General features: G+C 71.6%; 17 protein-coding genes. 8 read left to right on the plus strand and 9 right to left on the minus strand.

All coding sequences use genetic code 11. The features are described 5' to 3' along the window. Window positions 1-121: 121 nt before the first annotated feature. The 3 genes from LWJ43_RS22135 to pepN form a co-directional block, all read right to left on the minus strand. Window positions 122-3,430 carry a S8 family serine peptidase gene (locus LWJ43_RS22135; protein ID WP_277333963.1) on the minus strand — a complete coding sequence of 1,103 codons (3,309 nt, stop codon included), beginning with the start codon at window positions 3,428-3,430 and terminating at the stop codon, window positions 122-124. 144 nt (window positions 3,431-3,574) lie between these two features. Then, window positions 3,575-4,582 (minus strand): hypothetical protein, encoded by a 1,008-nt coding sequence (locus LWJ43_RS22140; protein ID WP_277333964.1) that lies wholly within the window; start codon window positions 4,580-4,582, stop codon window positions 3,575-3,577. Between the two features lie 172 nt (window positions 4,583-4,754). After that, window positions 4,755-7,343 (minus strand): aminopeptidase N, encoded by a 2,589-nt coding sequence (gene pepN, locus LWJ43_RS22145; protein WP_277333965.1) that lies wholly within the window; start codon window positions 7,341-7,343, stop codon window positions 4,755-4,757. 143 nt (window positions 7,344-7,486) lie between these two features. Between pepN and LWJ43_RS22150 the strand changes: the two genes are divergently transcribed. Further along, a complete protein-coding gene (locus LWJ43_RS22150) occupies window positions 7,487-8,137 on the plus strand; it encodes a mycothiol-dependent nitroreductase Rv2466c family protein (RefSeq protein WP_277333966.1) in 651 nt (216 codons plus the stop codon). 57 nt (window positions 8,138-8,194) lie between these two features. Here the strand turns inward: LWJ43_RS22150 and LWJ43_RS22155 are convergent, their stop codons facing one another. After that, window positions 8,195-8,467 carry a DUF3253 domain-containing protein gene (locus LWJ43_RS22155; RefSeq protein WP_277333967.1) on the minus strand — a complete coding sequence of 91 codons (273 nt, stop codon included), beginning with the start codon at window positions 8,465-8,467 and terminating at the stop codon, window positions 8,195-8,197. A 291-nt stretch (window positions 8,468-8,758) separates the two neighbouring features. Next, window positions 8,759-9,400 (minus strand): superoxide dismutase, encoded by a 642-nt coding sequence (locus LWJ43_RS22160; protein WP_277333968.1) that lies wholly within the window; start codon window positions 9,398-9,400, stop codon window positions 8,759-8,761. 203 nt (window positions 9,401-9,603) lie between these two features. Between LWJ43_RS22160 and LWJ43_RS22165 the strand changes: the two genes are divergently transcribed. From LWJ43_RS22165 to LWJ43_RS22175, 3 genes are all read left to right on the plus strand, one after another. Beyond that, a complete protein-coding gene (locus LWJ43_RS22165) occupies window positions 9,604-10,350 on the plus strand; it encodes a type 1 glutamine amidotransferase (protein WP_277335963.1) in 747 nt (248 codons plus the stop codon). Then, complete coding sequence (locus LWJ43_RS22170) at window positions 10,347-10,802, plus strand: GNAT family N-acetyltransferase (protein ID WP_277333969.1); 456 nt, start codon at window positions 10,347-10,349, stop codon at window positions 10,800-10,802. The genes LWJ43_RS22165 and LWJ43_RS22170 overlap by 4 nt, the downstream gene beginning before the upstream one ends. A 79-nt stretch (window positions 10,803-10,881) precedes the next feature. Next, window positions 10,882-11,919 carry a hypothetical protein gene (locus tag LWJ43_RS22175; protein ID WP_277333970.1) on the plus strand — a complete coding sequence of 346 codons (1,038 nt, stop codon included), beginning with the start codon at window positions 10,882-10,884 and terminating at the stop codon, window positions 11,917-11,919. Between the two features lie 503 nt (window positions 11,920-12,422). Here LWJ43_RS22175 and LWJ43_RS22185 read toward each other — a convergent pair. Both LWJ43_RS22185 and LWJ43_RS22190 read right to left on the minus strand, forming a co-directional pair. Next, window positions 12,423-13,838, minus strand: coding sequence for an amino acid permease (locus LWJ43_RS22185; RefSeq protein ID WP_277333971.1), 1,416 nt, complete (start codon window positions 13,836-13,838; stop codon window positions 12,423-12,425). Between the two features lie 118 nt (window positions 13,839-13,956). Further along, window positions 13,957-15,354 carry an amino acid permease gene (locus LWJ43_RS22190; RefSeq protein ID WP_277333972.1) on the minus strand — a complete coding sequence of 466 codons (1,398 nt, stop codon included), beginning with the start codon at window positions 15,352-15,354 and terminating at the stop codon, window positions 13,957-13,959. A gap of 267 nt (window positions 15,355-15,621) precedes the next feature. On the opposite strand from LWJ43_RS22190, the gene LWJ43_RS22195 reads away from it, so the two are divergent. Next, window positions 15,622-16,215, plus strand: a complete 594-nt coding sequence (locus LWJ43_RS22195; RefSeq protein WP_277333973.1) for a biotin transporter BioY — start codon at window positions 15,622-15,624, stop codon at window positions 16,213-16,215. A 405-nt stretch (window positions 16,216-16,620) separates the two neighbouring features. Here LWJ43_RS22195 and LWJ43_RS22200 read toward each other — a convergent pair whose 3' ends face one another. After that, window positions 16,621-18,060 (minus strand): amino acid permease, encoded by a 1,440-nt coding sequence (locus LWJ43_RS22200; RefSeq protein WP_277333974.1) that lies wholly within the window; start codon window positions 18,058-18,060, stop codon window positions 16,621-16,623. A gap of 253 nt (window positions 18,061-18,313) precedes the next feature. Between LWJ43_RS22200 and LWJ43_RS22205 the strand changes: the two genes are divergently transcribed. Together LWJ43_RS22205 and LWJ43_RS22210 are read left to right on the plus strand one after the other, a co-directional pair. Then, window positions 18,314-18,802, plus strand: a complete 489-nt coding sequence (locus LWJ43_RS22205) for a ribose-5-phosphate isomerase (protein ID WP_277333975.1) — start codon at window positions 18,314-18,316, stop codon at window positions 18,800-18,802. 74 nt (window positions 18,803-18,876) lie between these two features. Further along, the gene (locus LWJ43_RS22210) at window positions 18,877-19,698 is read left to right on the plus strand and encodes an Fpg/Nei family DNA glycosylase (protein WP_277333976.1); all 822 of its coding nucleotides are present in this window, start codon (window positions 18,877-18,879) and stop codon (window positions 19,696-19,698) included. 24 nt (window positions 19,699-19,722) lie between these two features. On the opposite strand, the gene LWJ43_RS22215 is transcribed toward LWJ43_RS22210, so the two are convergent. Then, on the minus strand, window positions 19,723-20,955 hold the full coding sequence (locus LWJ43_RS22215; RefSeq protein WP_277333977.1) for a GNAT family N-acetyltransferase: 1,233 nt from the start codon (window positions 20,953-20,955) through the stop codon (window positions 19,723-19,725). Window positions 20,956-21,060: 105 nt separating this feature from the next. On the opposite strand from LWJ43_RS22215, the gene LWJ43_RS22220 reads away from it, so the two are divergent. Continuing rightward, the gene (locus tag LWJ43_RS22220) at window positions 21,061-22,206 is read left to right on the plus strand and encodes a PP2C family protein-serine/threonine phosphatase (RefSeq protein ID WP_277333978.1); all 1,146 of its coding nucleotides are present in this window, start codon (window positions 21,061-21,063) and stop codon (window positions 22,204-22,206) included. The last annotated feature ends 2 nt before the right edge of the window (window positions 22,207-22,208 follow it).

The raw sequence follows: 22,208 nt of genomic DNA on the forward strand, positions 1-22,208 counted from the left end.
CCCTTGTCCAATCCATTGTCCGGCAGGCGGACGGGCCCCGCACGGAGCTGTGGGGCGGGCGCCCTTGAGAGCTCCCGCCCCACAGTCATGAGGTGTCGTACGGATCACACCGTCGTGACGGCTACGGTGCGACCTTCTCGATCACGACGCTGCCGGTGCCCGCCGCGGTGCCGCGGGCGTTCACCAGCTGGACCTCGCCGAAGAACTGACGGCCCTCGGGAGCCGCTCCGGCGACCAGGACCTCGGCGCCGACCTGGGCGGACGCGCCGTTGGCCAGGCTCACGGCCTTCGACTCGTCGACCTTGATCTCGCCGAGCGACGGGGCGTAGTACACGTCCCGGTAGTCGTACTCGGTGGTCCCGGCCGGGACCGAGTAGCCGTCGATGACGACGGTGTACGTGCCGGCCGCCGGCTTCACCAGGCTGACGGACTCCTCGGAGCCCGCCGTGGTCGAGGTGCCGACCTCGGTGGCGCCCTTGTACACGTACAGGTCGATGTCGGCGTTGGCGTCCGACGTGTTGCCGATGGCGACGTCGAGCTTCTCGACACCCTCACCGATGGTGACCGTTTTGGTGTACTTCACGCCGGTGGAGATCGACGGACGCTCGACGTCGGCCGAGCCCAGCGAACCGCCCTTGAGCTTGCCCTCCAGGTCGCCCGCGTTGTTGGTGACCGTCCAGTCCACCGCGGCCGGAGCGCCGATCTTCGCCTCGGGGATGGTCCGCACCGCCGGGTCGAAGGTGGCGCCGAGCAGCGAGACGTCCAGCTTGTACGGGTTGTCCAGCAGCGGCGACGTACGGCGGGACTCGACCTCGATCTCCCAGACGCCCGGCTGCGGGTCCGTGTAGGAGCGCGTGTCCGGGCGGCAGGTGTTGGCCGGGTTCTCGTAGTTCGGGTAGCAGTAGATCGTGCTGCTGTCCTCCACCGCGACCCCGTAGGGGTGCAGGGAGATGAACCGGGTCTGGCTGCCCGAGCGCAGGGCGCTCATCGCGACCTCGAGGGTCTTGGCGCCCTCCGGCACGTTCACGAAGTACGACGTGGTGCCGTTGCGCTGCACCGAACCGGTCGTCGAGAACGAGTAGCCCGGCTTCACCAGGTCCTTGGCGACGACCACCGTGGAGAGGATCTGCTGGTCGACGCCGCTGGTCCGCGCGTCGTCCACCTGCAGGATCGCGCTGTGGACGCCCGCCGTGCGGGGCTTCGCCTGGACCTTGACGGTCACCGGCTTGCCGAGCGGCAGCGAGACGGTGCTCGAACCCGTCAGGGAGAAGGTGCCGTCGTTGTTCTTCCACGACAGCTTGTGCTGCACGGCCTTGTCCGGACCCGTGGTGCGGGTGACCGTGACGTCGTACGACTTCTTCTGACCGGCCTTCAGGCCGCCCTCACGGTCGTACAGGCCGGTGCCGAAGCCCGGGTCCTTCAGCGCGAAGTCGATCGCGGTGTCGACCGGGGCCTTGACCGAGTACTCGTGCGCCGGGGCGCCCTGCTTCGCGATCTGCTTCCAGGCACCGACGATGTCGATCAGACCGGCACCCTGGGCGTGCGCGGGCACACCGTCGATGTGGGTGGCGGTGCTGGTCAGCGCGGTCCGCAGGTCGGCGGGCGGCAGCTCGATGTGCTTCTGCTTCGCGGCGGACAGCAGCAGCGCCGTGGCGCCGGCGGCCTGCGGCGAGGACATCGAGGTGCCCTGCAGCATGGAGTAGCCGGCCGGGAGGGAGTAACCCGCCTCCTTGACCGGACCGCCCGGGAACCAGGTCTGCGTCGTGTTGATCGACGCACCCGGAGCCGTCAGGGTCGGTGTGAAGCCGCCGTCCTCACGCGGACCGCGCGAGGAGAAGGGCAGCATGTCGTACTTCTTGGTGACGTTCGAGCCGTAGTTGGCGGCCCAGGTCTCCTTGGAGACGGACGCGCCCACCGAGATGACGTGGTCGGCGAGGCCGGGGTCACCGATGGTGTTCACACCCGGGCCCTCGTTGCCGGCCGAGATGACCAGCTGGACGCCGTAGATGTCGATGAGGCGCTTGTAGAGCTCCGCGCGCGCGTTGTTGCCGTCGTTGAGCGGCGGCAGGCCGCCGATCGACATGTTGACGACGTCGACACCGCGGTTCACGACGAGGTCGATCATGCCCTCGGTCAGCGCGATGTTGGTGCAGCCGCCGGACCAGGTGCAGGCGCGCGAGGAGACGACCTTGGCGCCGGGCGCCGCGCCGTTCATCTTGCCGCCGAACAGGCCGTTGGCCGCGGTGATGCCCGCGACGTGGGTGCCGTGCTCGCTCTCGATGACGCCGATGTTCACGAAGTCGGCCTTCGCGCCGGCCGCGTCGTAGACGACGTCCTTGCGGGTCTCCACGACGAACGGGATGCGCTCGACGATCTGCGTCGCCGGGTTGTCCGTACCGAAGTAGCCGACCTGCTGCTTCTCCTTGTACGGCTTCATCGCGACGTCGTTGCGGAAGTCCGCGTCGTCGTCCAGGTCGACGCGGGCGGTGCCGGCGACCGGGTCGTACAGCACGGCCCAGACGTCGGTGGTGTCGCCGTCCCGGTTCAGGTCCCCGGCCATGTCGCCACCCCTGGTGGCGGCCTCGGAGAACAGCTGGATCTTGTAGGACCCCTCCGGCGCGGAGTAGGTGCGGCCGCCGATGGTGAACGTCGGGCCGGACACGGAGGCCGTCATGCGCAGCCAGGTGCCGTCGCCGTCGTTGACCGGGTCGGTCGCGGTGACCCAGTCGACGATCTTGCGCTCGCCGGTGGTGGTCTTCTGGAGGGCGGGGTGGCCGAGGTCGACACCGGAGTCCAGGACGCCGATGGTGATCCCGCGGCCGTCTGCCTTCGGGTGCTGCTTCACGAAGTCGACCGCGCCCGTCTCGAAGGACGGGTTGTACGGGTTCTTCGCGGGCGTGTTCTTGCCCGGCGCCGCGTAACTCCCGGTGGCCTTCGGCTGCTTCGCCCCGGCCACCCGGTCGCCCGCGGGCGTCGGGTCGTCCAGCTTGATCTCCTGCTTGAGATCGATGCCCTGGACGGAGGAGAGCTTCTGCGCCGCCTTGATGGTGGCCTCGGCGGTCGCGGTCGGCACGGTCGCCCGGACGTAGCCGAGCTTGTCGTACGTCCGCCCCAGCACGGACCCCTTGACGGAGTCCAGCTGTTCGGCGACCTTCTCGGTCGCGCCGGGGGTGGTGGCGACCATCATCGTGATGTTCTTCTCGCCCTTGGCCTCGGCCTTCGCCAGCACCGCGGCGTCCGCCTCGCCCAGCTTGTCGCCCTTCGCGCTCGTGGCGGCGGGCTTCACCGGGGAGGGGGCCGGGTCGTCGGCGGCGAGGACGGGGGACGCCCCGGTGGCGGCCAGCGCGGCCGCCAGACCGGCTGCGGCGGCTATGCGCGCCGCGCGTCTCGCCCCGGGTATGGAGCCGGGGGATTCCTTGGTCATCAGCATCCCTGTTGTGTGAACGAAAGAGAGAGTCCGGAATTCGGTACCCGATGACCGCTCAGCCTTTCGCAGAAGACAGGGTTTTGTGGAGAGTTGACGGGGATCGAAAACGGACATGGCGTAGATCCGCCACTGGTGCCATCGCGCCATTCAGCGTGGCAGGATCACTACACAGGAGGCCGGTTCGCGGTCCTCGGCCGCCATCATCGCGGTGCGCAACACCACCGAGAGCTGTGCCGCCGACTCCCGCAGCTGCCTCGGCGTCACCCGCACCACCGCCACTCCGAGCCGCTCCAGACGCTCCCGCTCCGCGGTGTGGAGGACGCGCTCCTCGCGGGGCGAGCGGGTGCCGATCTCGAGGGCGACCGCCTGTTCCGGCCAGTACGCGTCCACCCCTCCCAGGAAACCGCCGCCGGGCAGGGACAGCTCCACGTTCCACAGTGGCTGGGGCAGGCCGTGGGACCGCACCATCCCGTACAGCCGGCCCTCCGCCACGGCCCGCCCCTCGACCAGCAGTGCGTCGACGGCGTCCACCACGTGTGCGCGGCCCAGCAACTTCGCGTCGTCCAACTCCCGCACGACGGAACCGGGTTCGCAGTGCCCGCCACGCACCGCCTCCGTCAGGATCCGGCGCACCGTCGAGGCGTCCGTGAGCGAGGCCACCGCGTCGGCCAGGGCGCGTTCGACCGGGGCCAGAGGCACCCCGAGCCGGCGCTGCGGCCGGGGCAGGTCGGCGGACCGGATCACCTGGACGAACCGCGTGGAGCGGAGCCGCCTGGTGCGCGGCACCAGGACGTCGATCCGGTGCAGAGCGATCATGGTGGGCGCGGAGCTGAAGCCGTACAGGGCGAGGGCCGCCAGGCCCGTCACCATCGACTCGCCGTAACCAGGGCCGTGCTGGGCGGGCACGGCCCGGCGGGCGCCGCCTGGAGGACGTCCGGCGTACAGCAGGGCGCCGCGCACCCGGTCGTCGTTCGTGGGCGCTCCCCGGTGCAGGAGGTACACGCTGGGGAGCAGTTGCTGCCAGGGACCGCCGGGCAGGCACTGCGCGGCGGTGTGCGCGGCGGTCACGCCGCGGGCGCGCAACTGTGCGGCGGACTGCACGCGTCGGGTCGCTTCGCCGACGGGGCGCGGGGACAGCGGGGTGTTCTGGGTCATGCCGGGGAGGTTCCCGCAGCCCGCGGGCTTGATCACCCGTGTTACAAGCCTGTCGACATTCCAGGACAACATCGCACTTAAGCACGGAAGTTCGACTGTCGAAAAGAGTGGTCGCGGGCCGGATTGTGCGGGCGCGCGCCCTGCGCGTGAGTGCGGGGCGCGCGCCGGACACTCACGCCGTCGCGTCGCGCTCCTGCCCCCGGAGCGCCCGTGCCAGGTCGTCCCGGGCCTCCAGGACCAGTCGCCGCAGAGCCGGGGCCGCGTCCGGGTGCGAGGTCAGCCACGCGTCCGTCGCGGACAGGGTCGCGGGGTCGTCCTGCAGCCCGGGGAACAGGCCCTTGACCACATCCATCCCGATCTGGATGGACCGCTCCGCCCACACCCGCTCGATCGCCTCGAAGTACGAGGCCGTGTACGGCGCCAGCAGCTCCCGCTGCGACGGCTGCCCGAAGCCGGCGATCGTCGCCCCGACGAGCGCGTTGGACAGCTTGTCGGACTCCACCACCGCCGCCCACGCCTGGGCCTTGACCGCCTCCGAGGGGCGGGACGCCAGGCACCGCACGTGGTGCCGCTTGCCCGACGCCGTGTCGTCACGGGCGAGTTCGGCGTCCAGGGCGGCCTCGTCGGCCCTGCCGTGCGAGGCCAGCGGCGACAGGAACGCCCACCGCAGCTCCTGGTCGACGTCCAGGCCCTCGATCACCGCGGAGCCGTCGAGCAGTCCGCCCAGCAGCTGGAAGTCCGCGTCCGACGCCGCGACGGCGGCGAAGAACCTGGCCCACGTCAGCTGGTGCTGACTGCCGGGCTCGGCGCGCCGCAGCTCCGCCAGCGCGCCCTCGGCGAGCGCCCGGCCGCCCTCCTCGCGCCAGGCCGGCGCGGCGTAGTGCACCAGGGCCGACTGCGCCCAGGCGTGCAGCATCTGCAGGACACCGATGTCCGACTCGCGGCCGGCGAAGGACAGCACCAGGGACACGAAGTCCCGGGCCGGCAGCAGGGCGTCCCGCGTCAGGTTCCACAGCGCGGACCAGCACAGCGCCCGTGCCAGCGGGTCGGTGATGTCCCCGAGGTGCTCACGGAGGGTGGCCAGGGACCCCTCGTCGAAGCGGACCTTGCAGAAGGTGAGGTCGTCGTCGTTGACCAGGACCAGGTCCGGCTTCTCGGACCCGGCCAGCTCCGCGACCACGCTCCGCTCCCCGGCGACATCGGTCTCGGCCCGGGCGAACCGCACCAGCCCGCCCTCCGGGGAGAGCCGGTACAGGCCCACCGCGACCCGGTGCGGACGCAGCTCCGGGTGCGAGGCGGCTGCCTCCTGGGTCACGGCGAGCTCCGCGATCCGGCCCTGGCCGTCGTACGTCACGACCGGCGTCAGGACGTTGACCCCCGCCGTCTGCAGCCAGGCGCGCGACCAGGCCGTCATGTCGCGGCCGGACGTCTCGGCCAGCACCGAGAGGAGGTCTCCCAGCTGCGTGTTGCCGAACGCGTGCCGCTTGAAGTAGCGGCGCGCCCCCTCCAGGAACGCGTCCCGGCCCACGTACGCCACGAGCTGCTTGAGGACCGAGGCGCCCTTCGCGTACGTGATGCCGTCGAAGTTCAGCTTGGCGTCCTCCAGGTCACGGATGTCGGCCGTGACCGGGTGCGTGGACGGCAGCTGGTCGGCGCGGTAGGCCCACGCCTTGCGGTTGTTGGCGAAGGTGATCCAGCCGTTGGTGAAGCGGGTCGCCTCCACCATCGAGAACGTCCCCATGAAGTCGGCGAAGGACTCCTTCAGCCACAGGTCGTCCCACCACTGCATGGTGACCAGGTCGCCGAACCACATGTGCGCCATCTCGTGCAGGATCACGTTGGCGCGGCGCTCGTAGGACGCCGAGGTGACCTTGCCGCGGTAGATGTACTCCTCGCGGAAGGTGACGAGGCCCGGATTCTCCATCGCCCCGAGGTTGTACTCCGGCACGAACGCCTGGTCGTACTTCCCGAAGGGGTAGGGATAGTCGAAGTGGTCGTGGAAGAAGTCCAGGCCCTGCTTCGTGACGAGGAAGACGTCGTCCGCGTCGAAGTGGCGCGCGAGCCCCTTCCGGCACATCGCGCCGAGGGGGATCTCCAGCTTCTCTCCGTCGTCGGACGTACGGGTGTAGAGGTCGCTCACGTAGTGGTACGGGCCCGCGACGACCGCGGTGATGTACGTCGAGATAGGCAGGGTCTCCGCGAACCGGTGGACCTCGCCGTCCCGCGCCTCCTCCGCGCCGTTGCTCCACACCCGCCAGCCCTCGGGCGCCGTCACCTCGAAGCGGTAGGGCGCCTTGAGGTCGGGCTGCTCGAAGTTGGCGAACACGCGCCGTGCGTCGGCCGGCTCGTACTGCGTGTACAGGTAGACCTCGCCGTCCTCCGGGTCGACGAAGCGGTGCATGCCCTCGCCGGTCCGGCTGTAGGCGCACTGCGCGTCGACCACCAGGACGTTCTCACCGCCGGCGAGGTCCTCCAGCGTGATGCGGGTGCCGTCGAAGACGGTTCCGGGGTCCAGGTCCCTGCCGTTCAGCGTCACGGCGTTCACGGACGGCGCCAGCAGATCCGCGAAGGTCGAGGCCCCGGCACGGGCGGAGCGGAAGCGGATCGTGGTCTGCGAGCGGAAGGTGCGCGGGCCGGCATCGTCGCCCCCGTCGGGCTCGCCGACGGCGGAGCGGAGGTCGAGGGCGACCTCGTAACCGTCGACGGTCAGCAGCTCGGCCCTCTCGCGGGCCTCGTCGCGGGACAGGTTCTCACCGGGCACGGAGCACTCCTTCGTGTCTCATGTGTCTCATTCGAAGACCTTTGATCCTCCCACGAGGCCGTCGGAGCCGGTGCACGGGAATGGCGGGAGGGCCCACCGGTGTTCCGGCAGACAGGTGCCAGACCGACCTCATGAGGAGAGACATGCCCGAGAACAGCACGGCCGGCGGCAAGGTCCCGGCCGATTTCTGGTTCGATCCGCTCTGTCCCTGGGCCTGGATGACCTCCCGCTGGATGCTGGAGGTGGAGAAGGTCCGTGACGTGGAGGTGCGCTGGCACGTGATGAGCCTGGCCGTCCTCAACGAGCCCAGGCTCGACGAGCTGCCCGAGGAATACCAGGACATGATGCGCACCCAGGCATGGGCGCCCGTCAGGGTCGTCGTCGCCGCCCAGCAGAAGCACGGCGACGACATCGTCGGCCCGCTGTACACGGCCCTGGGCACCCGCATCCACAACAATGGCGAGGGCCCCACCCGCGAGGCGATCGCCGGTGCGCTGGCGGACGTCGGGCTGCCGGCCGAGCTCCTGGAGTACGCCGACTCCGACGCGTACGACAAGGAGCTGCGCGCCTCCCACCAGGAGGGCATCGACAAGGTCGGCCAGGACGTCGGCACCCCGGTCATCGCCGTGCCCGGCGCCGACGGCGAGCAGATCGCCTTCTTCGGCCCGGTCGTCACCCCCGCCCCCAAGGGCGAGGAGGCCGCGAAGCTCTGGGACGGCACGCTCCTCGTGGCGTCGATCCCCGGCTTCTACGAGATCAAGCGGACCCGCACGCAGGGCCCCGTCTTCGACTGATCCCCATCGGGCGGTGCGGCTCCCGGGCCCGGGGCCGTACCGCCCCGGGTCCCGGCGTCAGCGGACCCGGCGGATGCGGATCGGACCGCGGGCCTCCGCCGGCTCGACGGGCCGGCCGCCCTGGGTGATCTCCACCTCGCCCGCCTCGACGAGGCGTCCGGCCGCGCGGCGGACCGGATCCATGAGCGCACGCCAGCCGTCACCCTCCCCCTCGTACACCGCTCGCGCGGCGTCGGAGGGGCAGATCGTCGCGCCCGGTCCGCGCTGATCCAGCAGTTCCAGGACGGCCCGTTCCAGGCCCCGGTCCGTCTGCCGCCCGCTGTCCGTCACCCCGTCATTCTCGCACCGGCGCCGCAAGGACGCGGGAGGCCGGCCCGCGGCATGCCGGACACGTGCCGCGGGGGACCGCGGGTACGGCCCGCCGTGCGAAGCGTCGTTCATGATCTGTCCGTGCCGGCTGCGGTCACGGACCATGGCGCACCGACTCCGTCCTCCTGACCCGAGCCCCGGCCCGCCCATGGGAGAACCCCCGCGAGTCATGTCCTCGCGGGGGTTCTCCGTCCATCCGCCTGCCGGGTGAAGGCTGAGAAGACGATCACGAGGCAGGACGCCTCAGGTCCGTCAGGGGGCCAGCAGCAGTACGTCCGCGCGCTCCTTGGCGGCGGCGTAGCGCCTGGCCACGTCCTGCCAGTTGACGACGCGCCACATCGCCTCGACGAAGTCCACCTTCTGGTTCTTGTACTGCAGGTAGAAGGCGTGCTCCCAGGCGTCGAAGACCAGGATCGGGACCGAGCCCTGACCGACGTTGCCCTGGTGGTCGTAGACCTGCTCGACGATCAGCCTGCCGCTGACCGGCTCGTAGGCGAGGACGCCCCAGCCGGAGCCCTGCGTGGTCGCGGCGGCCTTCGTCAGCTGCGACCTGAAACCGGCGTACGAGCCGAAGGACTCGGCGATCGCGTCCGCCAGGTCGCCGACGCCGTCCGCCGCGAGGGGCTCGCCGCCGCCGTCACCGGTCATGTTGTGCCAGTAGATCGAGTGCAGGATGTGGCCGGAGAGGTGGAACGCCAGGTTCTTCTGCAGGCCGTTGACCGCACCCCAGGCCGCCTTTTCGCGGGCCTCCTCCAGCTGCTCCAGGGTGTCGTTCGCACCCTTGACGTACGCCGCGTGGTGCTTGTCGTGGTGGAGCTCGATGATCTGCGGGTCGATGACCGGTTCGAGCGCCGCGTAGTCGTACGGAAGTTCCGGAAGCGTGTACGTGGCCATGGGTTCGAACCCTCCAGCTGCTGCCTGTTTGTTATTGCAAGTAATGCGCAATTGCAGGCTAGCAGGAGGAGTGCTCGGAAGTGATCAGCCGACGGTCCTGGACCGGTCGCCGGTCGCCGGTCGCCCCGCCGGACGTCGGCATCCGCGGCCCGTGCGTAGGCTGGCCCGCACACCGGCGGGCGGAGGACGGCGTGGGGGTACGGATGGGCGGCACGGCGGCAGCGGCCACGGCACTGGTGATCCAGAACGGCCCCGGAGACGGTCCCGGCCACTGGAAGGGCTGGCTGGAGGAGCGCGGCGTCGCGGTCCGCGTGGTCCCGGCCCACGAGGGCGCGCCGCTCCCGGACCGGCTGGAACACCCGGCGTTCGTCGTCCTCGGCGGCGGCTACCTGCCCGACGACGACGCCCGCGCGCCGTGGCTTCCCGCGACCCGCGCGCTCGTGCGCCAGGCCCTCGCCGGGCGGACCCCGTTCTTCGGGATCTGCCTCGGTGGCCAGATGCTCGCCCAGGTCGCCGGCGGCGAGGTGCGCGGGGAGTACGGAACGCCCGAGTTCGGCAGCACCCGGCTCGGTCTGCGCCCGGAGGCCGGCGACGACCCGCTGTTCCACAGGCTGCCCGCGCACCCCCGTGCCGTCGAGAACCACGTGGACGCCGTCACCGCGCTGCCTCCCGGCGCCCACTGGCTGGTGCGCGGCGACGACTGCCCCTACCAGGCCTTCCGTGTCGGTCCCTCGGCGTGGGGCACGCAGTTCCATCCGGAGGCGACGGCAGCGGGTGTCCTCCGGTGGGATCCCGCCCGGCTCTCCCGGCACGGCGCCCCCGCCCCTGAGGTGCTGCACGCCCGAGCCCTGAGCGACGAGCCGGCCGCCACCGCCGTCTGGCGCACCGTGGCCCACCGCTTCGCCGACGTGGTGACCTCGGCCGCCGTGGGAGCGGGGCGGGGCCGGTGACGCACGTACGCCAGGGGCGCCCCGAGGAGGCGGCCGCACTGACCGCGCTGGCCCTGCGGTCCAAGGCGCACTGGGGTTACGACGAGGCGTTCATGGCCGCCTGCCGTGACGAACTGACGGTCCGGCCCGGTGAGCTGACGGGCGGCCGCGTGCTGGTCGCGGAGGACGACGGCCGCGTGCTGGGCTTCACCACCCTCGCCGGGGAGCCACCCACCGGATCGCTCGGCATGATGTTCGTCGAGCCGGACGCCATCGGCCGGGGTACGGGCCGGCTCCTGTTCGAACAGACCCTGGCGCATGCCCGCGGACTCGGCTTCGTTCGGCTCACCATCGACGCCGATCCGAACGCCGAGCCCTTCTACACCGCGATGGGCGCGGAGCGGATCGGCGCCACCCCGTCCGGCTCGATCCCGGGACGCGAACTGCCGCTGCTGGAGATCGGTCTCGGCTGAGCGGGGCCCGGCGCCCGGTCCGGAGGACGGGTGTGTGAGGGTGTGATCTCTGCCGGCACACAGACGTACGGGGGGTGCCGTGAGCCTGGTGCTGTACGGCGAGCGGTCGTGGAATCCGCTGGGGCGGACCGTGGAACTGACCGAGGAGCAGTACCGGCGAGGCTGCAAGGCCACGCCGCTGGACGAGCTGAACCTCGGCGCGATGGCCGAGGCGTACCGGCGCGGGCTCTGGCTGGGCGGCGGCGGGACGCTGCGCCCGCTGGACGGCCTGCCGGACGGTCCCGGGGCCGTTCCCGTGACCCGTGTGACGGGAACGGCCTCTCCGGTGAAGGTGCGTCAGGCTGCCTCGTTCGCCCGCGCGCTCGGGGAGCTGGCCGTACGCAGGTGCGGCGGGCCCGGGCAGGTGGCCGCCCTGGCGGCCCGGGCCGACGCCGAGGGCGTACCGCTGTGGATCGCGCGGAGGATCGCGCAGGGCCCCGTCGGGCCTGTCGCGGTGGCCGTGGACCGGCGGCTGGTGCGCGTGGACGTGTGGGGGCCGGACGCTCCCGCCGTGCGGATCCGCGCGCCCCACGGCTTCCGGCGCGACCACCCCGACCCGTCCCAGGGACTCTGCCTGACCGTCGGGGACACCAGGGCCGAACTCACGCTCAGGAAGAAGCTGCGCAAGTCCAGAAGCACGGTGGAGGTACGGCTGCCGGGAGCGCACTGGGCGCTGCGGCGGGAGAACGCGACGAGCTCCTGGCTCCTGCGCGGCGACCGGCGCGTCGCCCTGCTGGGCCGCCCCCCGCGCCGCCCGGCTCGCGAGCCGGGCCGGGTACTGCTGCCGCTGTCGCCGGTCCACCACGAGAGCAACGACCCCCTGGACGCGGTGATGGCCCACGCCTTCGCCGTCGCCTTCGGCGTGGGCGACACCACCGGCATCGCCCGGTTCCGTCCGGACGGCTACGCGTCCGGAGCCGAGCCGATGGCCGACGACACGGCGTGGGACCGCCCCTGGTTCAGCAACCTCGGCAACGGCGGCGACGACAACGAACCCGGAGGCGGCGACGGCTGGGGCACGGACGGCGGGGACTCCGGTGGTGACGGCGGGGGCGACGGAGGAGGCGGGGGCGACTAGCCAGGGCCTGGCCGGCGGGGTGAGGGCCGGGCCCGCGCCGGACACCCGCGCCCCGCGCCGGGCGTCGCGCCGGAGCCCGGACGCGAGGGAGCCCGCGAACTGCGGCACGCGGAACACGTCTCGGTAGGTGGGCATGCCGGGAATCCTCGGCCGCGGTCCCGTAGGACCGTAACTGTTTTGCGCGGAGGCGAAACCATGGGCTGCTGGTGGCAGGTCAGCGCGGATCCCCTGGCCGCCGGGCGCTTCGTCGTGCCGGAACTGGCCGAGGCCGAACACGCGTGGTCCGAGGCCCACCGGCCCGCCTACCGGGAGCGTCTGGCCGGGGACCCGGTCACCGCGGAGCTCGTACGGACCGGGTTCGCGGCCACTGGAACGCGGACTTCCTCACCCCCACCCCCCACCGGCGGCATCACGTTCGCCCGCGGGCGAGGTGCTCCCGCGCGCCCAGGCGGGCTGACCGCGTTCCGGCCCCGGCCGCCCGCCGGACGACCCGTCCCCCGCGCTCAGCTCCCGGCCGGCGCGGCACGTCCCGCCCGCTTCTGCCGCACCGCACCGATCGCGGTCAGCACCGCGGTCAGCACCCCGGTCGCCAGCAGCTGGTCCCGGGTGTCGGGCTGCCGCAGCATCAGGGCGAAGATGCCGGCCATGGCCACCAGAGCCACGATCGTCAGGACCGGGAAGAGCCACATCCGGACGACCAGGCGCTCCGGGGCCTCACGCTCCGTCCGCCTGCGCAGGATCAGCTGCGAGACGGCGATGAAGATCCAGACGACCAGGATCACCGCGCCGATCATGTTGAGAAGCCACGGGAAGACGTCCTCGGGGCGCCAGTAGCTGAGCAGCACGCAGAGGAAGCCGAAGACGGAGGAGGCGAGCACGGCGTTGCGCGGGACGCCGGAGGAGATCCTGCCGAGCACCTTCGGACCCTGGCCGCGGGCCACCAGGGAGCAGGCCATGCGCGAGGAGCCGTAGATGTTGGCGTTCATCGCGGACAGCAGGGCGACCAGGATGACCACGTTCATGATCTCCGCGGCGCCGCCGATGCCGAGGTGGTCGAGCATCGCGTAGAACGGTCCGACCTCGGCGACCTGGGGGTCGTCCCACGGCACGAGGGTCACGATGACCGCCATCGAGCCGATGTAGAAGACCGCGATGCGCCACATCGCCGTACGCACCGCCTTCGCGACGCCCTGCACCGGGTTCTCGGACTCGGCCGCCGCGATGGTGACGGTCTCCAGGCCGCCGTACGCGAAGACGGAGGCCAGCAGGCCGATGATCAGCCCCTCGGAACCGTTCGGCAGGAAGCCGCCGCCCCCGGTGAGGTTCGACGTGCCGGGGGAGTCCGTGCCAGGCAGTACGCCCAGGATCGCGAGGAGGCCCAGCACCAGGAACAGCGTGATCGCGATGACCTTGAGCGCGGCGAACCAGAACTCGAACTCGCCGAAGTTCTTGACGGCGGCGAGATTCGTGCCGAGGAAGATCACCATGAACAGGGCGACCCAGGCCCACTCCGGTGTGCCGGGCAGCCAGCCGGTGACGATCTGCGCGGCGCCGATGCCCTCGAGACCGACCGCGACGCACAGCAGCACCCAGAACGACCACCCGGCGGTGAAGCCCGCCCAGGGGCCGATCGCCCGTTCCGCGTGGACCGAGAAGGAGCCGGAGGCGGGATTGGCCGCCGACATCTCGCCGAGCATCCGCATCACGAACATGACCAGCAGTCCGGAGATGCCGTACGCGACGACGATCGAGGGACCGGCCGCGGCGATACCCGCACCCGAGCCGACGAAGAGCCCGGCTCCGATCACACCGCCCAGGGCGATCATCGACAGGTGGCGCTGCTTGAGTCCGTGGGTGAGCGCGGAGTCGGCGGCGGGGGCTGTGGCGTCCGTGGGGGGCGGCGCGGAGGTCCGGGACATGGACAGGCTCTGTTCACTGGTCGGGACAGGGGTCGGCCACAGTCTGGTCACCGGCCCGGCCCAGGGGGAACGGGCGTCCGCCATACGGTCACCAGGCTCACACAAGGTGCGCACGTGCCTACGACTTCCCGCGCGGCTCCCGCACGACGGCGACGAGCACCACGAGACCGGTGGCGCCCGCCGACCACAGCACCTGCGGGCGGGCCGCGTCGTCGGTGAGCATCAGCACCAGGACGGCCAGCAGACCGGCCAGGGTCACCCAGGTCAGATAGGGGAAACACCACATCCGCAGTGACAGGGCGCCCGGCGCCTCCCGCTCCAGCCGGCGCCGCAGCCGCAGCTGGGAGGCGGCGATCAGACCCCAGACGAACAGCAGGACCGCCCCGACCGAGTTGAGCATGTAGAGGAACACGGTGTCGGGCCACCGCAGATTGAGCAGTACGGAGACGAACCCGAAGGCCACCGAGGCCAGGACCGCCCGCCGCGGCACCCCGCTCCCGCCGCCCTGCCCGCCGGACACCTTCAGAAGCCCCCGCGGCGCCTCGCCGCGCTCGGCCAGCGAGAAGACCATCCGGGACGACCCGTACAGATTGGCGTTGAGCGCCGAGAGCAGCGCCACGAACACCACGATGTTCATGATCTGCCCGGCCGACGGCACCCCGATCGAGTCCAGGACCTTCACGTAGGGGCTCAGTCCCGCCCGCTGCGCGGTCCACGGCAGCACGGTCACGATCACCAGCATCGAGCCGACGTAGAAGAAGAGGATCCGCACCACCGCGCTGCGCACCGCGCGGCCCACGGCACGGGCCGGGTCGTCGGTCTCGGCCGCCGCGATCGTCACGACCTCCAGCCCGCCGAAGGCGAACACCACGGTGAGCACGCCGGAGACCACGCCGTCCCAGCCGTGGGGCAGGAAACCGCCCTGGCCGGTGAGGTTGGTCAGCCCCACCGGCTCGGTGTCGGGCAGGACACCGAGGACGGCCAGCAGGCCGAGCGCCAGGAAGACCACGATCGCGCCCACCTTGAGCGCGGCGAACCAGAACTCGAACTCGCCGAAGTTCTTCACGGCCGTCAGGTTGGCCACCGTGAACACCACCATGAAGAGCAGCACCCACAGCCACTGATCCACCGCGGGCACCCAGCCGTGGGCGATCTGTGCGGCGGCCGTCGCCTCCACGGCGAGGACCACCACCAGCAGGAACCAGTAGAGCCAGCCCACGCTGAAACCGGCCCAGCGGCCCAGCGCCCGCTCCGCGTGGACGGAGAACGACCCGGAGGCGGGCATCGCCGCCGACATCTCGCCGAGCATCCGCATCACCAGCATCGCCAGCGCGCCCGCGATCAGATACGAGACGACGACGGCCGGCCCGGCGACCGCGATCCCGGCGCCCGAGCCGACGAAGAGACCGGCACCGATCACCCCGCCCAGGCCGAGCATCGTCAGATGGCGCTGCTTCAGACCGGGGGCCAAGGGCTCGGACGGAACGGGGGAGTGCGTGGGGGGCACGTCGTGCATGAGCTGCGGATCACTCTCGGATCATTTATGGGGAACCTACAGTCTCACGGGCCGGCGCCCCTTCCCGGACGGAGGGCCGCGTACACCTCTGCCTCCGTGACCAGCATCACGCCGAGGGAACATTGCGCGACGCTCTTTGTGCGAACCCGACTAAGCCCTCAACCGCCGCTTTGTGGGCGGCTGATGGTGATGGAGCCATGTCGCGTCGGCTAACGTCACCTTCAGTCCGTCCCTGCCTCGCCTGCCGACCTCACCCGCGGAGTCCCGATGAGTACTGCTGCCGCCCCCGTCCGTTCCGGAGCGGTCCTCGCCGACCTGCTGCCCGCAGCCCGGCACCGCTACGCCGTGGACACGGCGCTGGTCGTCGGCGGCGCGGCGCTCACCGGCATCGCGGCCCAGATCGCCGTGCCCGTCCCCGGCTCCCCGGTCCCCGTCACCGGCCAGACCTTCGCCGCGCTGCTCATCGGCACGGCGCTCGGCGCCCGCCGTGGATTCCTGTCCCTCGCCCTGTACACGCTCGTCGGCATGGCGGGCATGCCGTGGTTCTCCGAGGGCACCTCCGGCCCGGGCGGCGCGTCCTTCGGCTACGTCCTCGGCATGCTGCTCGCCGCCACGGTCGTCGGAGGTCTCGCCCGCCGGGGCGGTGACCGGTCCGTCCTGCGCACCGCCGGCACCATGGCGGTCGGCTCCCTCGTCATCTACGCGGTCGGCGTGCCGTACCTGGCGCTCTCCACGGGCATGTCGATGAGCGCCGCCGTCGCGGCCGGCCTCGTGCCGTTCCTGGTCGGCGACGCCCTCAAGGCCGCGCTGGCCATGGGCGCGCTGCCCGCCTCCTGGAAGCTGGCCGGCCGCCGAGGCTGACACCGCCGCCGGTCACCCGGCGTCCTCGCCGACGCCGTAGGCACCACAGAAGAGGCTCGCCGGGTCGTGGCGCGACACCAGACCGGCGAGCCTCTCGCGTGTCCCGGGGCCGTGGAGCCCCCGCCGCCGAAGGAGAAGTCCAGCGCACGGCCCAGGCCGCGGGGCGCCGCCTCCCCGGCGGCCTTCGCGAACAGCTCCCGTGCGGCGGCCACGTCGGCCCCGGCCGTCATCGCCGGCAGCCGCAGCAGGAGGCCCGCCTCCCGGTGCGGCTGCCGATCAGCACCCAGCCCTCGACCGGGCCCGACAGCCCGTCATGACGAAGGCTCTCCGTTCGCCCGCGGGACCGCGTGGCGAGGGAGAGCCTTCCGGGTACACCTGACATCCGCCGTCAGGTATGCGTACCGATCACTCGGCCGGTGTCGTCGCCTTCCGGCTGCGGGCGTCCCGTACCAGCGAGATCACCACGACCAGGGCGGCGACCAGCAGCGAGAGGAGCACCTGCTCGCGCCCGGCGTCGTCGGTCAGCATGTAGACGAGGACGAAGGAGATCATCGCGATCGTCGCCCAGGTCAGGTACGGGAAGAGCCACATCCGCACGACGAGCTTCTCGGGCGACTCGCGCAGGATGATGCCGCGCATCCGCAGCTGGGTGAAGCAGATGACCAGCCACACGAACAGGGCGACCGCACCGGAGGAGTTCAGCAGGAACGCGAACACCGTGTCGGGCCACTGGTAGTTGAAGAACACGGCCACGAAGCCGAACACGACGGACGAGAGGATCGCCGCCTGCGGCACACCCCGCTTGTTCACCGTGGAGAACGCCTTCGGCGCGTCGCCCCGCTGGCCGAGCGAGAAGGCCATGCGCGAGGCGGTGTAGAGGCCGGAGTTGAGACAGGACAGCACGGCCGTCAGCACGATGACGTCCATGACCTGCCCGGCGTGCGGGATGCCGATGACGTCGAGCGCGGCGACGTACGAACCGTCCTCGACGATCGAGGGGTCGTTCCACGGGAGCAGGGTGAGGACGACGAAGATCGAACCCAGGTAGAAGATCGCGATACGCCAGATCACGCTGTTGGTCGCCTTGGAGACGGCACGGCGCGGGTCCTCGGACTCACCGGCCGCCAGCGTCACGATCTCGCTGCCCATGAAGGAGAAGACGACCATCAGCACACCCGTCAGGATGGCCCCCGGCCCCTCCGGGAAGAACCCGCCGGTATCCGTGAGGTGGGCGAGGCCCGACCCCGCGTGGTCCGACCCCGGCAGGACGCCGAAGACGGCGAGCAGACCGACGACGACGAACGCGCCGATCGCCACGACCTTGATCCCGGCGAACCAGAACTCGAACTCACCGTACGAGCCGACGGAGACCAGGTTGGTCGCCGTCAGGACCACCATGACGATCAGGGCCCAGGCCCACTGCGGGACGCCGGGCACCCAGCTCTCCAGGATCTTGGCACCCGCCGTGGCCTCGACGGCGAGCACCACGACCCAGAAGAACCAGTACAGCCAGCCGATGGAGAAACCGGCCCAGCGGCCCAGGGCCTGGTCGGCGTAGGCGGAGAAGGAACCCGAGCTCGGCCGGGCGACCGCCATCTCACCGAGCATTCGCATGACGAAGACGACCATGAGGCCGACCAGCGCGTACGACAGGAGGATGGCCGGTCCCGCCGCGGCGATACCGGCGCCCGAGCCGACGAAGAGGCCCGCTCCGATCACGCCGCCGATGGCGATCATCGAGAGGTGACGGTTCTTGAGACCGGCCTGGAGACCGTCCGAGGAGTCGGGCTTACCCGGCTCGCCGGGCTGTTGGCCCGGTCCGGCCACAGTCGTCTGCGACGTCATGGATCGAATCCTTACGTTTTCTGATCATGTGTGTCGGTATTACTTGCCTCGGCGGGGGTGGTGCGAAGGCAAGGCCACGCATTCAAGCCCGATCGGCACCAGAAGCGGAACCCCCTCATCCGTTTCCTTGACCCGATCGTTGCCCGAGTGGCACGGCACACAAGTCCGGACCTGAACGGGCCCCCCGGGAAACCCCGGTGGGTGCCGACCCCGCTGACCATTACCCCGCCCGGTCCGTGCCACACTTCGCACCATGCGCGTGTACCTCGGCTCCGACCATGCCGGCTTCGAACTGAAGAACCACCTCGTCGAGTGGCTCACGGCCCACGGCCACGAGGCCGTCGACTGCGGTCCCCACATCTACGACGCCCAGGACGACTACCCGCCGTTCTGCCTCCGTGCCGCCGAGCGGACGGCCGCGGACAAGGACAGCCTCGGCATCGTCATCGGCGGCTCCGGCAACGGCGAACAGATCGCCGCGAACAAGGTCAAGGGCGTCCGCGCCGCGCTCGCCTGGAGCGAGCAGACCGCCGCGCTCGGGCGCGAGCACAACGACGCCAACGTGGTGGCCATCGGCGGCCGGATGCACACGGTGGAGGAGTCCACGAAGTTCGTCGAGATCTTCCTGGCCACGCCGTATTCGGGTGAGGAGCGCCACACCCGCCGCATCGAGATGCTCTCGGCGTACGAGACCACCGGCGAGCTCCCCCCGATCCCGGCCCACCACCCGCAGCAGGGCTGAACCGCCCGCACCCGATTCCCCCGTGCCGCCGGGCCCACGCCCGGCGGCACGAGCGCGTCACCAGGAGAAACGCCGTGCCCGAGGGGCATACGATCCACCGCCTCGCCGCCGACCACCACGAGCGGTTCACGGGCCGCCCCGTGCGGGTGAGCAGCCCCCAGGGAAAGTTCTCCGACAGCGCGGCACTGCTGGACGGACGGACCTTCACCGGCGTCGACGCCCACGGCAAGCACCTCTTCCTGGGCTTCGAGGGATCGGCATGGGTCCACATCCACCTGGGCCTCTTCGGCAAACTCGGGTTCGGCACGGTCCCCGCGCTCCCGCCCACCGACACCGTCAGGCTGCGGCTGCTCAACGACGCCCACCACGCGGATCTGCGCGGCCCCACCACCTGCGCCCTGATCACCGGTCCCGAGAAACGGGCGATACACGACCGGCTCGGCCCCGACCCGCTGCGCGCGGACGAGGACGGCGACCGGGCCTGGCGGCGGATCTCCCGCAGCCGCGTCACCGTCGCCGCCCTGCTGATGGACCAGAAGGTCGTCGCGGGCGTCGGGAACGTCTACCGCGCCGAGGTCCTCTTCCGGCACGGCATCGACCCGTACCGCGCGGGCAGGGACGTCACCCGGGCCGAGTGGGACGCGATCTGGGCCGACCTCGGCGTCCTGATGCGCGAGGGCGTGCGGAACAACCGCATCGACACCGTCCGCCCCGAGCACCTGCCGGAGGCCATGGGCCGGCCCCCGCGGGTCGACGACCACGGCGGCGAGGTGTACGTCTACCGCCGCGCCCGGCAGGCCTGTCACATCTGCGGCACCGAGGTCCGCACGGCGGACCTGGCGGCCCGCAACCTCTTCTGGTGCCCGTCCTGCCAGCCCTCCGTGGCGGGCCGGTAGGCAGGCCGCCGGGTCACGCCGGGATCAGAAACCGTGCGGGCACCACGGCTCCACGTCCGTCGAGAACGCCAGGGACGTCTCGGCCAGCGCGCCCGCCCGCAGCTCCCGCACCATCCCGGCCGCCGCCAGGGTCGTCAGCGACACCCCGCCCAGGTAGGCGGCACCCAGGTCCCGCACCGACAGGGCCAGTTCGGGTTCGTCCTCCGTCCTCCGGCAGGTGGCCGCGCCCTTCGCGTCGGCGGTCAGCCGCCAACGCCCCGCGTTCCACGGGCAGAAGGCGTCCTCCACCTCCAGCACCACGTCGACCGGGGCCCGGTAGGCGCGGGCCTCCAGCGCCGCGCCCACCTCGACCAGCCGCACGTACAGCCCGTCGCGCACCCGCATCTCGCAGCGCCGGACGTCCGAGACCAGCCGGAGCACCGGGTCGTCCACGGGCCGGTTGCCGCACTCGACCACCGACGTCAGGTCGATGCCGAACAGGAAGCGCCACAGCGCCGCGTACGAAGCGGGATCCAGCGCCGCCAGGTCGCGCACCGCCACCGTGCCCCGGGGGCCGGCGTCCTCCCACGCGGGCCTCAGGTGGAACGTGACGTACCCCGTGACCTCGCCGTCCCGCTCCGCGAGGACGCACTGCAGCGGGGACCCGCCCCGCCGGCCGCTCTCCGGGTCGTTCACCGGCATCCGCTCCCAGCCGGGCCGGCGCAGGGGGGTGCCGGGCCGGGCCGCCGCGAGCCGCCCGTACACCGCCTCGCAGGCGTCGAGCGCCTGTGCCGGGGACGAGCGGCGCACCCGCACCCCGTCCGTGCCCGGGGGCAGCGCGAGGCGGACCCGGGAGGTGTCGATCCTCATCTTCATCTCGGCCGTGGCCGCGCCGTAGCCGAACCGGCCGTAGATCTCGGGCTCCGACGCCAGCAGCACCGCCAGCGGCTCGCCCCAGGAGCGGACGTCGTCCAACTGGCGCCGCATCATCGACGTCAGCAGCCCCTGCCTGCGGTGCGTCGTGGAGACGCTCACCCCCGTGACTCCCGCAGCCGGCACGGCGGTACCGCCGGGCACGGTCAGCCGGAAGCTGTACGCTCCCGCCGTCCCCACGCAGTCCGCGCCGTCCCAGTGGGCGATCGCACGCCGCGGCTCGGCCAGGGCGGCATACATCTCGCGGCTCTCGGGCGCGAAGGGAACGCCGCCGAACGCCAACTCGAGACAGCCGAACCAGGCATCCCATTCCGCAGCCGACAGCACCCGCAGTTCCGTAGTCATGACCTCTACTTACCAGGGCCCGCGAAGCCCTGGCGAACCTGTTTCGAACACATTGACACCGGGTCCCCCTGCACCGGAGGCCGTCGGGTGGATAAGGTCCCGACAATGGCCCGTCGCAGAAGAGCAGAGACCTACACCGCCCGGTGGCGCAGATCGGCGCACCGGGCGCGCATCGCGCTGCGCCGGTCCGGGGTCGACTACTTCCGCGGTGACGGGTCCGACTGGATAGCCCTGGCCGGTCTGCTGATCATCATTCCGGTGATCACCTGCACCACGCTGCTCAACCCCGTCTGGTGCTCCCCGACCGCCCTGGCCCTGCCGATCGTGGCGGGCGGTCTCCTGCTGCGGCCGGCCAGCCTGCTCAGTCTCTACGCGACCGCCGCCGCCGCCCTGATCGTCGAGTCCATCGCCCTCGGCCCCTACGCGGACGGTCCCGCCCGGGTCACACCGGGCACCGTCCTGGTCGTCGCGGCCTGCGGTTTCTTCGGGCTCGTCCTGGCCCAGTTCCGGGCCAGGGTCGGGGTGCCGTGGCGTCGCGGCGGCACGATGCTCTTCGACCTGCGCGAGCGGATCCGGGTCCAGAGCGCCCTGCCCCGGCTGCCCGAGGGCTGGCACCGCGAGATGGCGCTCCGCCCCGCCGGCGGGCAGTCCTTCTCCGGCGACTTCGTCGTCGCCGCCCGCACCAACGGCGAGCGCACCCTGGAGGTCGTCCTCACCGACGTCTCCGGCAAGGGCATGGACGCCGGTTCCCGTGCCCTGCTGCTGTCCGGCGCCTTCGGCGGCCTCCTCGGCTCCCTCCCGCCGCACGGCTTCCTCCCCGCGGCCAACGGCTATCTGCTGCGCCAGGACTGGGACGAGGGTTTCGCCACCTCGATCCACCTCGTCCTGGACCTGGAGTCGGGCGACTACGAAATCCTCTCCGCCGGCCATCCCCCCGCGCTGCAGCTGCACGCGGGCAGCGGCCTGTGGGAGGAGATGGCGGCGGAAGGCCCCCTGCTCGGGGTGTACGACGGAGCGCAGTTCGACGCCGTGAAGGGTTCGCTGGCCCCCGGGGACGTCCTGATGCTCTTCACCGACGGACTGGTGGAGGCGTCCGACCGGGACATCGCGGAAGGCATCGACCGGCTGACCGGAGAGGCCGACCGCTACGTCGCGACGGGCTTCGAGGGCGCGGCCTGGCATCTGATCGAGGCCTGCGCCAAGGACGTCAACGACGACCGCGCGCTCCTCCTGCTGTCCCGGCGCGGCTGAAC

Source organism: Streptomyces sp. JH34 (genome assembly GCF_029428875.1).
Classification (GTDB): domain Bacteria; phylum Actinomycetota; class Actinomycetes; order Streptomycetales; family Streptomycetaceae; genus Streptomyces.

What these genes read in the sequence shown, in the direction of transcription:
- LWJ43_RS22215 (WP_277333977.1), bottom strand. Translation starts at nt 20,955, where the DNA reads ATGACTACGGAACTGCGGGTGCTGTCGGCTGCGGAATGGGATGCCTGG.
- LWJ43_RS22150 (WP_277333966.1), top strand. Translation starts at nt 7,487, where the DNA reads ATGCCCGAGAACAGCACGGCCGGCGGCAAGGTCCCGGCCGATTTCTGG.
- LWJ43_RS22200 (WP_277333974.1), bottom strand. Translation starts at nt 18,060, where the DNA reads ATGACGTCGCAGACGACTGTGGCCGGACCGGGCCAACAGCCCGGCGAG.
- LWJ43_RS22220 (WP_277333978.1), top strand. Translation starts at nt 21,061, where the DNA reads ATGGCCCGTCGCAGAAGAGCAGAGACCTACACCGCCCGGTGGCGCAGA.
- LWJ43_RS22135 (WP_277333963.1), bottom strand. Translation starts at nt 3,430, where the DNA reads ATGCTGATGACCAAGGAATCCCCCGGCTCCATACCCGGGGCGAGACGC.
- LWJ43_RS22160 (WP_277333968.1), bottom strand. Translation starts at nt 9,400, where the DNA reads ATGGCCACGTACACGCTTCCGGAACTTCCGTACGACTACGCGGCGCTC.
- LWJ43_RS22185 (WP_277333971.1), bottom strand. Translation starts at nt 13,838, where the DNA reads ATGTCCCGGACCTCCGCGCCGCCCCCCACGGACGCCACAGCCCCCGCC.
- LWJ43_RS22205 (WP_277333975.1), top strand. Translation starts at nt 18,314, where the DNA reads ATGCGCGTGTACCTCGGCTCCGACCATGCCGGCTTCGAACTGAAGAAC.
- LWJ43_RS22195 (WP_277333973.1), top strand. Translation starts at nt 15,622, where the DNA reads ATGAGTACTGCTGCCGCCCCCGTCCGTTCCGGAGCGGTCCTCGCCGAC.
- LWJ43_RS22140 (WP_277333964.1), bottom strand. Translation starts at nt 4,582, where the DNA reads ATGACCCAGAACACCCCGCTGTCCCCGCGCCCCGTCGGCGAAGCGACC.
- LWJ43_RS22165 (WP_277335963.1), top strand. Translation starts at nt 9,604, where the DNA reads ATGGGCGGCACGGCGGCAGCGGCCACGGCACTGGTGATCCAGAACGGC.
- LWJ43_RS22190 (WP_277333972.1), bottom strand. Translation starts at nt 15,354, where the DNA reads ATGCACGACGTGCCCCCCACGCACTCCCCCGTTCCGTCCGAGCCCTTG.